Source organism: Pseudomonas sp. AMR01 (genome assembly GCF_041946035.1).
GTDB classification, from domain to species: Bacteria; Pseudomonadota; Gammaproteobacteria; order Pseudomonadales; family Pseudomonadaceae; genus Aquipseudomonas; species Aquipseudomonas antarctica_B.
The window spans coordinates 197,544-211,604 of record NZ_JAUTYR010000002.1 but is presented as its reverse complement, the minus strand read 5'-3'; the positions used below and the strand labels follow the sequence as shown (position 1 = coordinate 211,604).

Here is a 14,061-nt window from a genome sequence, read left to right as displayed (position 1 = left end):
CAGGCAAGCCAGCTCCCACACAAGCCCGCTCCCACAGGGGATCACCGCAAGCCCGAGTGCCGGGTCAGCAGCACTTAGGCCCACCCTTGCCGCCGTAACGGGCTTCCTGGCGTTCCCGGAAGAACGCCTTGTAGTCCATCATCGGTTTGTCCGGGTGTTTGGTTTGCATATGCTCGACGTACGTATCGTAGTCGGGCATGCCGACCATCAGGCGCGCGGCCTGACCGAGGTATTTACCCAGGCGACTGATGTCATTGAACATGATTGCACTCCTCGATCACGCGTCCGGCAAGGCCTGGAACGGGGCTTCTTTATCCGTACGTTCTTTGTTGCCCCAGGCGGCGACGCCGACCTTGAGCGCATAGAACAGGATGCTGAACACCACGAACAGGAACAGCGTAGTCAGCGTTGCGTTGGTGTAAGCGTTCCAGATCACGTGCTGCATCTGGTCGATGTTCTTGGCCGGGGCGAGTATCTGGCCGTTGGCCAGGGCATCGCTGTACTTCTTGGCCAGTGACAGGAAGCCGATCGCCGGGTTGGCATCGAACAGCTTGATGAAGCCTGCGGTCACGGTGCAAATCAGCAGCCAGACGGCCGGCAGCATGGTCACCCAGATGTAGCGCTGGCGTTTCATTTTGATCAGCACCACCGTGGCGAGCATCAGCGCGATACCGGCCAGCATCTGGTTGGAGATACCGAACAACGGCCACAAGGTGTTGATGCCGCCCAGTGGGTCGATCACGCCTTGGTACAACAGGTAACCCCACATCGCCACGCAGCCTGCGGTCGCAATCAGGTTGGCGGTCCAGGACTCGGTGCGCTTGAGCGACGGCACGAAGGAACCGAGCAAATCTTGGAGCATGAAACGCCCGGCTCGGGTACCGGCGTCAACCGCCGTGAGGATGAACAGCGCTTCAAACAGGATCGCAAAGTGGTACCAGAACGCCATGGTGTTCTCACCTGGCAGCACGCTGTGCAGGATCTGCGCGATACCTACCGCCAATGTCGGCGCACCGCCGGCACGTGCCAGGATGGTGGTTTCGCCGATGTCATGCGCTACGGCGGTCAGTGCTTCCGGGGTAATGGCGAAGCCCCAACTGCTGACGGTTTGCGCAACGGTCACAACGTCAGCGCCCACCACGGCAGCCGGGCTGTTCATGGCGAAGTACACGCCAGGCTCGATCACCGACGCGGCAACCATCGCCATAATGGCCACGAACGATTCCATCAGCATCGCGCCGTAACCGATGTAGCGCGAGTTGACTTCGTTATCCAGCAGCTTGGGCGTGGTGCCCGACGAGATCAGCGCGTGGAAACCCGAGACCGCGCCACAGGCGATGGTGATGAACAGGAACGGGAACAGACCGCCCTTCCACACCGGGCCGGTACCGTCGATGAATTGGGTCAGGGCCGGCATTTTCAGCTCTGGCATGGTGACCAGGATGCCGATCGCCAACGCAATGATGGTGCCGATTTTCAGGAACGTAGAGAGGTAGTCACGCGGTGCGAGGATCAGCCACACCGGCAGTACCGCAGCGACGAAGCCATAGCCCACCAGCATCCAGGTGATCTGGATACCCGTGAACGAGAAAGCCTTGGCCCAGACCGGGTCAGCGGCAATCTGCCCGCCCAGCCAGATCGAACCCAGCAGCAACAGCACGCCGATAACCGAAATTTCACCAATGCGGCCCGGGCGGATGTAACGCATGTACACGCCCATGAACATCGCGATCGGGATGGTCGCCATCACGGTGAAAATGCCCCACGGGCTCTCAGCCAAAGCCTTGACCACGATCAGCGCCAGCACCGCGAGGATGATGATCATGATCAGGAAGCAGCCGAACAGCGCGATGGTCCCCGGAATGCGGCCCATCTCTTCGCGGACCATGTCGCCGAGGGAACGGCCGTTGCGACGAGTGGACAGGAACAGGACCATGAAGTCCTGCACCGCACCGGCCAGCACCACGCCGGCAATCAGCCAGAGCGTGCCGGGCAGGTAACCCATTTGCGCCGCCAGTACCGGGCCGACCAAGGGGCCTGCACCGGCAATCGCCGCAAAGTGGTGACCGAAAAGAATGTGTTTGTTGGTCGGCACATAGTCCAGACCGTCGTTGTTGAGCACTGCGGGGGTGGCCCGCCGTGGGTCGAGTTGCATCACATTGTTAGCGATGAACAGACTGTAGTAGCGGTACGCAACCAGGTAGATGGCCACCGCAGCGACCACGATCCACAAGGCGTTGATCGCCTCGCCTCGGCGCAAGGCCACTACGCCCAGGGCGCATGCTCCTACGATTGCCAGCACCAGCCAGGGTAGGTGGCGTAGCAGGCTATTATTATTTTTCATTTTTATATTCCAGCCAGGGTGGACAGAAAGGACAGCCAGCCGGAGTTTAGCGCTGTTGGCTTTAAAGGCCACCCCCCACGTTGGTCTAGAGCCTTGCAATCGCAAAAAAAGCAGAAATAAGCGCCGGTTGATGGCGCAAGGCTACAATCCTTCTATTCACACAGGGGTTAACCATGACTGAACAACCGTCTGATCGCCGCCGTTTTCGGCGAATCGCCTTTAAGGCAAAAACGACCATTGCCCAGGGCAGCTGGAAGTGGCCGGTGCAACTGGTGGATGTGTCACTCAAGGGTTTGCTGGTGGACCGCCCTGATGATTGGCAGGGTGATGGCGAGCAGCTGTTTGACGTCGATATTCGGCTGGACCCAGAGGCGCATATACAGATGCAGGTCAAGCTGGCCCATGACGATCATGGGCAGTTGGGGTTCGTGTGTGAACACATTGACCTGGACTCGATCACCCATCTGCGGCGCTTGATCGAGTTGAACCTGGGTGATGAGGATGAGCTGCACCGCGAGTTGGGTGCATTGCTGGAGGTTTAGCCGTCAGGGAAACGCCGCTCGTGCCGGGAAGTGGCTTTCCGACTCCCAAAGACCCGTTTTCTGACTCGACGCGGCCTGCCATTGCCCGTCGGCAAAACGGTAGGTCGTGTAACGAGTGACGAAATCTTCGTCGCCATCACCGTCCATAAAGGACGACAGTTGCAGCAACTCATCCGCGCCACCTGCTGCGGGCGTGGCTACTTGCCAGGCGGCTTTGCCGGTCTGGGCCAGGGTCAGAGGCTTGACCTTGCCGTCAGCGCCCTTGTAGTCCATCGGTTTGAGTTGCTGCCTGGCCGGCATCAGCAGTTGCGTCGCCGGGCCGCTGTAGCTGCCCATCGGCGCGGTCTGGTCGATGCTCAAAAAATACACAGGCGCTGGCAAGCCGTTGAGCGGGGCCTTTTTGACCTCAGCCAACGGATAACCGAGTTCTTCGTGCGCGATCACTTCGCCAGACGCCGACACCCTGCGCACCTGGGCTTGGAGCAGCGGCTTATCCACCAGGTCGCCGGGATCGTCAAACGAGTCCTCGTCCAGCCCGTTGCCCCAGCGGTCCTGGTGCAACTGGGCGCTGATACGCTGGTCTTCCAATACCTGCAAGACGCTGCCGTCCTCGGTCGCCAACTGTTGCGCGAGACGGTAACCGGCTGGCAGTTCAGCCCACGCCATGGCGGGCAGCCCGGCCAGGGCGACAAACAGGGCGACTGCGCCCCAGCGATTCGATCGTTGCATGGCGTCCATCCCTGATTATTCGAACAGTGCGTCCAGCGCCTGCTCCAGGCGCGTGACGCCAATGATGTTTATCCCCGGCGGCGATTCCTTGGGCATATTGCCCTTGGGCACGATCGCGCGTTTGAAGCCATGTTTGGCCGCTTCCTTCAAACGCTCCTGGCCACTCGGCACCGGGCGCACTTCGCCTGACAAGCCGACCTCACCGAACACCAACAAGTCGTGGGGCAGCGGTTTATTGCGCAGGCTGGACATCACGGCCGCCATCAATGCCAGGTCAGACGCCGTTTCCAGCACCTTGACCCCGCCGACCACGTTGAGGAACACGTCCTGATCGTGGGTCGGAATGCCGCCGTGACGGTGCAGTACCGCCAGCAGCATGGCCAAACGGTTCTGATCCAGGCCGAGGGTGACACGGCGCGGGTTGGCCAAATGGCTGTCATCCACCAGCGCCTGCACTTCCACCAGCATTGGCCGGGTGCCTTCCCACGTTGCCATCACCACGCTGCCCGGGACTTCTTCCTGGGCACGCGTGAGAAAAATCGCCGAAGGGTTGGAGACTTCTTTCAGGCCGCGATCCGTCATCGCGAACACGCCCAGCTCATTCACGGCGCCGAAACGGTTCTTCACCGCCCGCAGCAAACGCAGGCGGCCGTCGGATTCGCCCTCGAAATACAGCACGGTGTCGACCATGTGCTCCAACACGCGAGGCCCGGCCAGCGCGCCTTCTTTGGTCACGTGGCCGACCAGGAAGATCGCCGTGCCGCTCTGCTTGGCATAGCGCACCAGCAACGCCGCGCTTTCGCGCACCTGGGACACGCCACCGGGCGCCGATTGCAGCTGCTCGGTGAAAATGGTCTGGATCGAGTCGATCACCATGACCTTGGGTTTTTCGATGCGCGCGGTGGCAATGATGCTTTCGATGCAGGTTTCGGTCATCACCCGCAGTTGATCCTGGGGCAAGCCCAGGCGGCGAGCGCGCATGGCTACTTGTTGCTGGGACTCTTCACCGGTGACGTACAGCGCGGGCATGCGGCTGGCGATGCTGCACAGGGTTTGCAGCAGGATGGTGGATTTGCCGATGCCGGGGTCGCCGCCGATCAGCACGACAGAGCCGTCGACCAGCCCGCCGCCGAGTACCCGGTCGAGTTCACCGGAGGCGGTGGAGAAACGCGGGATTTCTTCGACGCTGACTTCGGCCAGGGTCTTGATCTGCGCCTGTTGCCCGGTCCAGCCAGCACGGCCGGTGGGGGCTGCGGCGCCGCCGCTTTCGATCATGGTTTCAGTCAGGGTGTTCCACGCGCCGCACTCGGTGCATTGGCCAGCCCACTTGGGAAAGGTCGCGCCGCACTCCGTGCAGCCGTACATGCGCTTGGCCTTTGCCATTTGAGAACCTCCAACCGAAAAACCGCGATGATAGCTCAGCGCGGCGCCGGGGTCCGGATTTCACCACTGGCTAATCGTGAAGCACTGTTGCCGATCGGGTCTTCGGCGTTGAGGTCGGCGCCTTTGGCCTTCAGTTCATCGAGCAGCTCGACGCGCTTGAACAGCCCGGCGTACATGGCGGCGGTCTGCCCGGCGCCGTTGCGTTGGTCGGGGTTGCAGCTGGTTGCCAGCAGGCGCTGGGCAATTTTCAGCTCGCCCTTGAAGATCGCGCCCATCAGCGCGGTGTTACCGCGTTTGTCCTGCACACAGGCGTCGGCGCCAGCACTGAGCAGGCGGTCCACAAACGCGCCCTGGCCGTGGTAGGCGGCGAGGATCAGTGCGGTGTAGCCCTTGTCGTCTGTGGTGTTGAGGCTGTAACCGGATTCGATGAAGGTGTTGAGCATGTCGACATCGCCCCGGCGGGCAGCATCGAAATAGTAGTCCTGCAACTGCGCCTTGAGCGCCACCGGGTCGGGGGACTCGGCGTGGGCGACAAAGGCGAGCGTGGCCATCAGTAAACCGATAAAAATTCGCATGGGTGTTCTCCTCACGGAAGTCGGCGCCCTCAAGAGGGCGCCGACTGGAACAGACGTTAGTCAGTCAGTTTTTCTGCCAGCGCTTTTACACGCGCCAGATCACCCTTGGCCACTTTGGTCACGCCCGTGCCGTACTCCGGGTCTGCCTTGTAGAGGAACGACAGGATGATGTGCTTGCTCTCGTCATCAGTGGTCGCGAGGGAGCCACCGAAGTTGTCGATCAAGTCCTGACGCTCTTTCTGGTTATAGGAGCGGTACAGATCACCCGCCTGTTTGAAGTTCTGCTCACGCTGAATCTTCGCTTGCTGGGTGCTGCCCGACAGCGCCAACTGGCTGTAGCGCGCGGTTTGCGTTTCTTCCCGTGGCAGCAGGCGGCTTGGCTCGTAGTTCACGCCAGTGGTGGTTTTGCCCGAGTTCATGACGCCGTCCTGGTTACCGTTGTTGACGGTCACCCGTGGAGCGTTGATCGGCAGTTGCAGGGCGTTCGGCCCCAGGCGATACATCTGCGTGTCGGCGTAGGAGAACACTCGACCTTGCAGCAGGCGGTCTTCCGACGGCTCGATGCCCGGAACGAGGTTGGCCGGGGCCATGGCGACTTGCTCGGTTTCCTGGAACACGTTCCCAGGGTTGCGGTTCAGCACCATCTGCCCGACTTTACGCTCCGGCACATTCGGCCAGATCTTGGTGGCGTCCAGCGGGTCGAAGTCAAACTTGGCCAAGTCCTCAGGTTTCAACACTTGCACATACAAGTCCCACTTGGGGAAGTCGCCCTTGTTGATGTGCGTAACCAGGTCATTGGTCAAATGGCTGTAGTCACGCCCTTGCACTTCGGTGACTTGCTTGGGATCAAGGTTCTTGATGCCTTGCAGGCTCTTCCAGTGGAACTTGACGTAGTGCACTTCGCCTTTGGCGTTGATCAACTTGTAGGCGTGCACGCCATTACCGTCCATTTCCCGGTAACTGGCTGGCGTGCCGGAGTCAGAGTACAACTCGGTGAGTGTGCGGGTGGACTCTGGAACATGGGAGAAGAAATCGAAACGGCGAGAGTCGTCGTCCAGGTTAGTGCGCGGGTCAGGTTTGAACGCGTGGACCATGTCCGGGAACTTGATGGCATCGCGAATAAAGAAGGTTGGGAAGTTATTCCCCACCAAATCCCAGTTACCTTCGGCGGTGTAGAACTTGGTGGCAAAACCGCGCGGGTCACGCAGGGTTTCCGGAGAGTGGTTGCCATGCACCACGGCCGAGAAACGCACAAACACCGGGGTGGCTTCGCCGGCGGCAAAGACCTTGGCTTTGGTCAGGTCGCTGAGGTTGTCGGTGACGGTAAAGGTGCCGTGAGCGCCAGTGCCGCGGGCATGCACAACGCGCTCCGGGATGCGCTCGCGGTCAAAGCGCTGCAGTTTTTGAATCAGCTGAACGTCTTGCAACAATACCGGGCCATTGGCACCAGCGGTTTGCGAGTTCTGGTTATCGCCAACGGCGGCGCCGTTATCACGGGTCAGGTTGGCGGCTTGTACAGAGAGGGAAAGCAGGCTGGCGGTGACCAATGCCAGCGCGTGACGCGCAGTCACTGGCCTGCGGCTCATGGTGGTATTCATCGAGGTGTCCTCTGGTTTTTTTATGCACATTCATTCGTGCTTGCCAGAGGCTAGTGACCCGCGAGTCATAAGATAAATAGAAAAGGCGTACTGCCCCGATAAAGAAAATAATGTGGCAAGGCACTGAAATGGCGCGTATTCCGCGCGCGATTGGTGGCACTTTGCAAACTATTTGCCATTTAATGTGTCGATAAAAATTAGCAGTGTTAACGGTTGTGTCGCGCAAGCCCACAACGACTGACTTACACTGACCTCCACCTTTCTCATCTGTAACAAGGAATAACTTATGGGCGTGATCAGCGAGTTCAAGGCCTTCGCGGTCAAAGGCAATGTGGTCGATATGGCCGTGGGTATCATCATCGGCGCCGCCTTCGGCAAGATCGTTTCCTCCTTTGTAGGCGACGTGGTGATGCCACCTATCGGCCTGTTGATCGGCGGCGTGGACTTCGGCGACTTGGCCGTGACACTCAAGGCAGCACAGGGCGACGTTCCGGCGGTAGTCCTGGCGTATGGCAAGTTCATTCAGAGCGTGATTGATTTCGTGATTGTCGCGTTTGCGATCTTTATGGGCGTCAAAGCCATCAACCGCCTGAAGCGCGAAGAGGCCGTGGCGCCAAGCTTGCCGCCAACGCCGACCAAAGAAGAACTGCTGCTGGGTGAGATCCGCGATCTGCTCAAGGCACAGAACGACAAGCCGCTTTAATCAAAGCCGGCCTGAAAAAAAGCGCCCGCTGGGGCGCTTTTTTATTACCAGTAATTTTCCACCGCCACTTGCCCGGGACGTCGGCTCAGGCTCAGTTGCATATCGCGTTGTTTGAGCAATTGGCGGGTATCGTCGACCATCTGCGGGTTGCCGCAAATCAGTACGCGCGAGTGCTCCGGGGTCAGCGCGACGCCAGCGGCACGCTCCAGTTCGCCATTCTCGATCATCGCCGTAATACGCCCGTTCAAAGCCCCTGGGTGCTGTTCACGGGTCACAATCGGAATATAGGTGAGCTTGTGCGCGTATTCAGCCAAATGCTCACGCTCACCCAATTCGTTGATCAGCGACTGGTACGCCAATTCCTTGGACTCGCGGGCGCTGTACACCAATACGATGCGCTCGAATTTTTCCCAGACCTCAAAGTCCTGCAGGATCGACAGGAATGGCGCCACACCAGTGCCGGTGCCCAGCAGCCATAAATCCCGCCCGTCCACAAAACGGTTCAGCGTGAGGAAGCCGGTGGCCTGGCGCTCCACCATCAGCGTATCGCCTACCTGCAAACGGCTCAGTTCGCTGGTGAACTCCCCACCGGGCACTACAATAGAGAAGAAATCCAGATGCTCGTCAAACGGTGAAGACACGATGGAATAAGCACGCCACACGGTGCTGCCATCCGCCTTGGTCACCCCCAGACGCACGAATTGGCCGGCCGTAAACCGAAAGCCCGGGTCGCGGGTGGTGCGCAAGGTAAACAGGCTGGGGGTCAGCGATTGCACGTCGAGCAGGGTTTGTCGGGTGAATTTCTCAGCACTGGCCGTCATGGGGGGCTCCGTTCTACAGGTGCCCTAGTGTCCCTCAAAGTCGACGATACAAACACCGGTGGTTTGTAGTGGCATCACTTAGTCGATCAATAGTGGCTCTTTAGCACTAATTCCAATCAATTGGCTATTAACTCGCTAGGGTTCACCTATAACGTTGTGAAGAGCTACTGTTAGTTAAATTTCCGTGATGTTTCAAGTCACTCAAATCCCGCAGGAAATATCGCGTGATGCGAAAAGTGCGGAAGGGGCACGTCGAGAAAAAACTGATTAAACCCGCCCGTCCAATTACGAAATTTTAATTCCATCGTGTAGCCGATGCCCTACACTCATTTTCGTGTCGCTTCGGGAGATGAGGACGTACCCGAGTCATGGAGATTCCTATGGAGAGTTACCGATGGTCAACTGGCGCAATTCACGTCTTCCTAAACTGGACGGTGAGCAAGCAGTCACCACCGTTTTTCAAATGGTCATCAATAGAACGTATGAACTCGGCTTTCAATACTGCGCCTTCAGGATGAGTTCCCAGTTACCGGACAAGAACGCAGACCCCATTGATTTCAATAACTATCCACCCGAGTGGAATGCCCTTTACAAGCAAGCGCACTTTTTCGACAAAGACCCCGTGGTAGACCTGTGTAAACACAGTGTTTTTCCTGTGGTCTGGGAGGAAAAAGTCCTCAGTGCAGCGCCTAATTTGTGGGACTTGGCACAATCCTACGGTGTGCACGTGGGTTGGACCCAGGCGGTGCATGACTTTCGGGGCGTCTTCAGCATGCTGACCCTGGGCCGCAGCGACGGCGCCGTCAGCCCGCAGGAGCTTTACGAAAAGGCCGGCGAGGTGTTGTGGCTTTGCCATGCAATGCACGCGGTATTGGCCCAGAGTTTTGCGGACAAGCCCTGCATCAGCCCTGCCACACGGTTAACGCCGAGAGAGACGGAAATTCTGAAATGGTCGGCGATAGGCAAGACGGCGGAGGAAGTGGGCAACATCATGTCGATCACCCCACGAACGGTCAGTTTTCACGTCGGCAGCGCCATGCGCAAACTGGGCGTCAGCAGCAAAATTGCCGCCGTGCTACGCGCATCGAAAGAAGGGCTGTTTGACTGACCTGTAAACACCGCATGTAATCCCTCCGAAAAAAAAGTAACATTTACGGCCAATTCTGAGTGTTGAAGCCGCCGCCCTGGTGGCGCCGCCTCGCAGTTCGCTCAGACGGTTCGGCCAGTTGCCGCCACCGAACACCCATCGATGACCCAGAGCCTCCCCCGCCATGCCCCTGCTTGACAGCCCCTTCGCCCAGCTCGATCTGATCCGCCAGCCAGAACAACACAATGATCCGCTGCAAGCGTTCGACGCCGCTGATGAGTACCTGCTCAGCCATCTGGCAAGCCAGCAGCCGAGCCTCTCGACCCGCGTGCTGGTGCTCAACGACAGCTTCGGTGCCTTGGCGGCGAGCCTTGCAGGTAAAGTGCAGGTGGTCTCCAGCGGCGATTCGTTTCTGGCAGCCCAGGGCCTTGAGAAAAACCTGGTACGCAATGCCAGGGCTTTTGATGCGGTGCCGTTTATCCCGGCGAACCTCTCGCCAACCGGGCCGTTTGACCGCGTACTGATCCGCGTCCCCAAAACCCTGGCCTTGCTCGAAGAACAACTGATTCGCCTGCAAGGGCAACTGGCACCGGGCGCCGAAGTGATCGCCGGGGCAATGCTCAAGCACCTGCCGCGGGCGGCGGGCGAAATGCTCGAACGCTATATCGGCCCGATGCACGCCTCGCTCGCAGTCAAAAAAGCCCGGCTGCTGATCGCCACCGTTGCCGAGCGCCCCGCCGCCGTCTCGCCCTACCCCACCCGCTACCGCCTGGACGTGCCGGCCATCGAACTGCTGAACCACGCCAACGTGTTCTGCCGCGAAGACCTGGACATCGGCACCCGCGCGTTCCTGCCGTTCCTGCCGAACAACCTCGGCAGCGCGCGCGTGGCGGACCTGGGCTGTGGCAACGGTGTATTGGCCATCGCCAGCGCGCTGCAAAACCCGGAAGCGCACTACACGCTGGTGGACGAGTCCTACATGGCCGTGCAATCCGCCGCCGAGAACTGGCAGGCCGCACTGGGTGATCGCGACGTGGTGATACGCGCCGGCGATGGCCTGGCTGGCCAGGAGCCACAATCGCTGGACGTGGTGCTCTGCAACCCGCCGTTCCACCAGCAACAGGTGGTCGGCGACTTCCTCGCCTGGCGCATGTTTCAACAGGCGCGGGAAACCCTGGTGGTCGGGGGCGCGCTGTACATCGTCGGCAACCGTCACTTGGGTTATCACACCAAGCTGGCGCGGCTGTTCCGTGGCGTCGAGCAAATCGCTACCACACCGAAATTCGTGATCCTCAAAGCGCGCAAATAAAAAAACCCTGCCGCTCTTGCGAAAGGCAGGGCTGAAAAGCCGGACCGCAAGGCCCGGATCGGGATGTCAGTGAGTGGTCAAGCCAGCCGCATTCATGAACATGCGCATCAGGCTGGCCACGACGAACAGGGCCAGCACGCTGCCCGTCCAGATCATCGCGAGCCACCCCAGGCGCCGCCACAATGGCTGTTTTTCGGCCTGTTCAATCTCGTGCAACGAAGGTTTGCCGGACATGCTTCGAGCCTCCTAGTGATAACCGTCTTCGTGGGTGACCTTGCCGCGGAACACGTAGTAGCTCCAGAAGGTGTAGCCCAGGATGAACGGGATGATGAACAGCGTGCCCACCAGCATGAAGCCCTGGCTTTGCGGCGGCGCGGCGGCGTCCCAGATCGAGACCGACGGCGGAATGATGTTCGGCCACAGGCTGATGCCCAGGCCGCTGTAGCCGAGAAAGATCAGTACCAGTGTCAGCAGAAACGGCGTGTAGTGCGCATTGCGCGCCACCGCGCGGATCAGCCCGTACATGGTCACCAGCACCAGGATCGGCACCGGCAGGAACCAGAACAGGTTCGGCAGGGTGAACCAGCGCGAAGCAATTTCCGGGTGCGCCAGCGGCGTCCACAGGCTGACAATAGCGATCACCGCCAACACCACAAAGGCCAGGGGCCGCGCCAGGTTGTGCATCTGCTCCTGCAACTTGCCTTCGGTCTTCATGATCAGCCAGGTGCAACCGAGCAAGGCATAAGCGACCACCAGCGCAACGCCGCAGAACATGGTGAACGGCGTGGCCCAGTCCAGCGAACCACCGGCAAACTGGCGATTGACCACCGGAATGCCGTCGATAAACGCCCCCAGCGCTACGCCCTGAAAGAACGTGGCCGCGACGGAGCCGCCAATAAACGCCTTGTCCCACAGGTGACGCTTGTGGTCCTTGGCCTTGAAGCGGAACTCGAAGGCCACGCCGCGAAAGATCAGGCCGATCAACATCAGGATCAGCGGCAGGTACAACGCCGACAGCACCACCGAATAGGCCAGCGGAAACGCGCCGAACAGCGCCGCGCCACCCAGTACCAGCCAGGTTTCATTACCGTCCCAGACCGGCGCGACGGTGTTCATCATCACGTCACGGTCGACTTTGCCCGGTATAAACGGAAAGAGAATGCCGATACCCAGGTCGAAGCCGTCCATCACCACGTACATCATGATGCCGAAGATGATGATCACGGCCCAGATCAGCGGAAGATCAATACCCATCTCAATGCCCCTTGTGCTGGATGTCGTCGTGATCATTGTCGGTGCCGTCATCGGCAGCCGACAACGGACGAGCCGGTGTACGTTTCTGGCCAGGCCCACCGTGGGTCGGCGCAGTCACGTCGTGGGCGACGGGGCCTTTGCGCACCAGGCGCATCATGTAGCCCAAGCCGGCACCGAACAGCGCGAAGTACACCACCACGAACAGCACCAGGGTGATCGTCATCTGCGTCAGGCTATGCCCGGACGAAGCATCCGCCGTGCGCATCAACCCGTAGACCACCCACGGCTGACGACCAATTTCGGTGGTAAACCAGCCAGCGAGAATCGCGATAAGGCCGGACGGGCCCATCCACAGCGCCAGGTACAGGAACGGCCTGGACGTGTACATCCGGTCGCCCCGGCGCAGCCAGAGGCTGAACAAACCGGTGAAGATCATCAGGAAGCCCAGGCCGACCATGACCCGAAACGACCAGAACACAATGGTCGAGTTAGGCCGGTCTTCAGGCGGGAAGTCCTTGAGCGCCGGCACTTGTTTGTCCAGGGAGTGGGTCAGGATCAGGCTGCCCAGATAGGGAATTTCAACCGCGTACTTGGTTTTTTCGGCCTTCATGTCGGGCCAGCCGAACAGGATCAACGGCGTCGGTTCGCTGCCGATATTTTCCCAGTGGCCTTCAATCGCGGCGATTTTCGCCGGCTGATGCTTGAGCGTATTGATGCCATGGAAGTCGCCGATCACCGCCTGAATAGGCGCGACGATCAGGGCCATCCACATCGCCATCGACAACATGGTGCGGATGGCGGGCGTGTCTTTACCGCGCAGCAAGTGCCAGGCCGCCGAGGAACCGACGAAGAACGCGGTAGCCACAAACGCCGCCGTGGCCATGTGCATCAGGCGGTAAGGGAATGACGGGTTGAAGATCACCGCGAACCAGTCGGTCGGAATCACGCGGCCGTCGATGATTTCAAAGCCTTGCGGCGTCTGCATCCAGCTGTTGGACGCGAGGATCCAGAAGGTCGAGATCAGCGTGCCGACGGCCACCATCACCGTGGCGAAGAAGTGCAGCTTGCGCCCCACCTTGTTCCAGCCGAACAGCATGACCCCGAGGAAACCGGCTTCCAGGAAGAACGCCGTGAGTACCTCGTACGTCAGCAGCGGCCCGGTGACGGCGCCGGCGAAGTCCGAGAAGCGGCTCCAGTTGGTGCCGAACTGGTACGCCATGACCAGCCCGGAAACCACGCCCATGCCGAAGTTGACCGCAAAGACCTTCGACCAGAAATGGTAGAGGTCGCGGTAGGTGTCGTTGCGCGTCTTGAGCCACAAGCCTTCCAGCACCGCAAGGTAACTGGCCAGGCCGATGGTGATAGCCGGGAACAGGATATGGAAAGAGATGGTAAACGCAAATTGAATTCGGGCGAGATCTAGCGCCTCCAAACCGAACATAAGTCTTCCTCTGTCAGGTGATACCGGCTGCGGGCTGGGAGCCTGCACCCACTGCCCCCACGGATATGGAGTGTGACGAATTTCAATTCGTTTCTTTTATTAACCACCACGTGGGGAATCTGGCCTTTGGCCTCCAGAACAATCCCTGGAACGGTTTGATCTGGATCAAGCATTGATGAAAGAGTAGTCCCATTTTGACGGTAGGACCGTGTGGTCTTTTGCCGCGTGACAGGCTGCCTCAGTCAGGCGCTCCTCCCTCAAAAACTGGCAACTAT

At 59.7% G+C, this 14,061-nt stretch carries 14 protein-coding genes; 4 read left to right on the top strand and 10 right to left on the bottom strand.

Annotated elements, in window-relative coordinates; translation table 11 throughout:
* Window positions 1–64 precede the first annotated feature (64 nt).
* Window positions 65–262 (bottom strand): YbdD/YjiX family protein, encoded by a 198-nt coding sequence (locus Q7C20_RS02905; RefSeq protein WP_003176208.1) that lies wholly within the window; start codon window positions 260–262, stop codon window positions 65–67.
* 15 nt (window positions 263–277) lie between these two features.
* The gene (locus Q7C20_RS02900; protein ID WP_375065225.1) at window positions 278–2,344 is read right to left on the bottom strand and encodes a carbon starvation CstA family protein; all 2,067 of its coding nucleotides are present in this window, start codon (window positions 2,342–2,344) and stop codon (window positions 278–280) included.
* A gap of 173 nt (window positions 2,345–2,517) precedes the next feature.
* Between Q7C20_RS02900 and Q7C20_RS02895 the strand changes: the two genes are divergently transcribed.
* Complete coding sequence (locus Q7C20_RS02895; RefSeq protein ID WP_375065223.1) at window positions 2,518–2,886, top strand: PilZ domain-containing protein; 369 nt, start codon at window positions 2,518–2,520, stop codon at window positions 2,884–2,886.
* 3 nt (window positions 2,887–2,889) lie between these two features.
* Here Q7C20_RS02895 and Q7C20_RS02890 read toward each other — a convergent pair whose 3' ends face one another.
* Genes Q7C20_RS02890 through katB form a run of 4 tightly spaced genes read right to left on the bottom strand, consistent with a single transcriptional unit; the run spans window position 2,890 to window position 7,171 of the window.
* Entirely contained in the window at window positions 2,890–3,615 is a 726-nt protein-coding gene (locus tag Q7C20_RS02890; protein WP_375065222.1) for a hypothetical protein, read from the bottom strand.
* A 15-nt stretch (window positions 3,616–3,630) separates the two neighbouring features.
* Complete coding sequence (radA, locus tag Q7C20_RS02885; RefSeq protein ID WP_348062075.1) at window positions 3,631–4,998, bottom strand: DNA repair protein RadA; 1,368 nt, start codon at window positions 4,996–4,998, stop codon at window positions 3,631–3,633.
* A gap of 35 nt (window positions 4,999–5,033) precedes the next feature.
* A complete protein-coding gene (locus Q7C20_RS02880; RefSeq protein WP_375065219.1) occupies window positions 5,034–5,573 on the bottom strand; it encodes an ankyrin repeat domain-containing protein in 540 nt (179 codons plus the stop codon).
* Between the two features lie 56 nt (window positions 5,574–5,629).
* Window positions 5,630–7,171, bottom strand: a complete 1,542-nt coding sequence (gene katB / locus Q7C20_RS02875) for a catalase KatB (RefSeq protein WP_375065218.1) — start codon at window positions 7,169–7,171, stop codon at window positions 5,630–5,632.
* A gap of 286 nt (window positions 7,172–7,457) precedes the next feature.
* Here katB and mscL point away from each other — a divergent pair, with 286 nt between their 5' ends.
* Entirely contained in the window at window positions 7,458–7,874 is a 417-nt protein-coding gene (mscL, locus tag Q7C20_RS02870) for a large-conductance mechanosensitive channel protein MscL (RefSeq protein ID WP_348062248.1), read from the top strand.
* Between the two features lie 44 nt (window positions 7,875–7,918).
* Here mscL and Q7C20_RS02865 read toward each other — a convergent pair whose 3' ends face one another.
* Entirely contained in the window at window positions 7,919–8,695 is a 777-nt protein-coding gene (locus Q7C20_RS02865; RefSeq protein ID WP_375065215.1) for a ferredoxin--NADP reductase, read from the bottom strand.
* A gap of 394 nt (window positions 8,696–9,089) precedes the next feature.
* Between Q7C20_RS02865 and Q7C20_RS02860 the strand changes: the two genes are divergently transcribed.
* Both Q7C20_RS02860 and Q7C20_RS02855 read left to right on the top strand, forming a co-directional pair.
* On the top strand, window positions 9,090–9,803 hold the full coding sequence (locus Q7C20_RS02860; RefSeq protein ID WP_375065213.1) for a LuxR family transcriptional regulator: 714 nt from the start codon (window positions 9,090–9,092) through the stop codon (window positions 9,801–9,803).
* Window positions 9,804–9,966: 163 nt separating this feature from the next.
* Window positions 9,967–11,091, top strand: coding sequence for a methyltransferase (locus tag Q7C20_RS02855; protein WP_375065211.1), 1,125 nt, complete (start codon window positions 9,967–9,969; stop codon window positions 11,089–11,091).
* A gap of 66 nt (window positions 11,092–11,157) precedes the next feature.
* Here the strand turns inward: Q7C20_RS02855 and Q7C20_RS02850 are convergent, their stop codons facing one another.
* Genes Q7C20_RS02850 through Q7C20_RS02840 form a run of 3 tightly spaced genes read right to left on the bottom strand, consistent with a single transcriptional unit; the run spans window position 11,158 to window position 13,786 of the window.
* Window positions 11,158–11,325, bottom strand: a complete 168-nt coding sequence (locus tag Q7C20_RS02850; RefSeq protein WP_010206690.1) for a DUF2474 domain-containing protein — start codon at window positions 11,323–11,325, stop codon at window positions 11,158–11,160.
* Window positions 11,326–11,337: 12 nt separating this feature from the next.
* Entirely contained in the window at window positions 11,338–12,345 is a 1,008-nt protein-coding gene (gene cydB / locus Q7C20_RS02845; RefSeq protein WP_375065208.1) for a cytochrome d ubiquinol oxidase subunit II, read from the bottom strand.
* Window position 12,346: 1 nt separating this feature from the next.
* Window positions 12,347–13,786, bottom strand: coding sequence for a cytochrome ubiquinol oxidase subunit I (locus tag Q7C20_RS02840; RefSeq protein WP_375065206.1), 1,440 nt, complete (start codon window positions 13,784–13,786; stop codon window positions 12,347–12,349).
* Between the last annotated feature and the right edge of the window lie 275 nt (window positions 13,787–14,061).

Bases quoted from the DNA above. Each gene is read 5' to 3' on its own strand.
- Q7C20_RS02890 (WP_375065222.1), bottom strand. From the start codon at position 3,615: ATGCAACGATCGAATCGCTGGGGCGCAGTCGCCCTGTTTGTCGCCCTG.
- katB (WP_375065218.1), bottom strand. From the start codon at position 7,171: ATGAATACCACCATGAGCCGCAGGCCAGTGACTGCGCGTCACGCGCTG.
- radA (WP_348062075.1), bottom strand. From the start codon at position 4,998: ATGGCAAAGGCCAAGCGCATGTACGGCTGCACGGAGTGCGGCGCGACC.
- Q7C20_RS02895 (WP_375065223.1), top strand. From the start codon at position 2,518: ATGACTGAACAACCGTCTGATCGCCGCCGTTTTCGGCGAATCGCCTTT.
- Q7C20_RS02880 (WP_375065219.1), bottom strand. From the start codon at position 5,573: ATGCGAATTTTTATCGGTTTACTGATGGCCACGCTCGCCTTTGTCGCC.
- Q7C20_RS02860 (WP_375065213.1), top strand. From the start codon at position 9,090: ATGGTCAACTGGCGCAATTCACGTCTTCCTAAACTGGACGGTGAGCAA.
- Q7C20_RS02850 (WP_010206690.1), bottom strand. From the start codon at position 11,325: ATGTCCGGCAAACCTTCGTTGCACGAGATTGAACAGGCCGAAAAACAG.
- Q7C20_RS02900 (WP_375065225.1), bottom strand. From the start codon at position 2,344: ATGAAAAATAATAATAGCCTGCTACGCCACCTACCCTGGCTGGTGCTG.
- mscL (WP_348062248.1), top strand. From the start codon at position 7,458: ATGGGCGTGATCAGCGAGTTCAAGGCCTTCGCGGTCAAAGGCAATGTG.
- Q7C20_RS02865 (WP_375065215.1), bottom strand. From the start codon at position 8,695: ATGACGGCCAGTGCTGAGAAATTCACCCGACAAACCCTGCTCGACGTG.
- Q7C20_RS02855 (WP_375065211.1), top strand. From the start codon at position 9,967: ATGCCCCTGCTTGACAGCCCCTTCGCCCAGCTCGATCTGATCCGCCAG.
- Q7C20_RS02905 (WP_003176208.1), bottom strand. From the start codon at position 262: ATGTTCAATGACATCAGTCGCCTGGGTAAATACCTCGGTCAGGCCGCG.
- cydB (WP_375065208.1), bottom strand. From the start codon at position 12,345: ATGGGTATTGATCTTCCGCTGATCTGGGCCGTGATCATCATCTTCGGC.
- Q7C20_RS02840 (WP_375065206.1), bottom strand. From the start codon at position 13,786: ATGTTCGGTTTGGAGGCGCTAGATCTCGCCCGAATTCAATTTGCGTTT.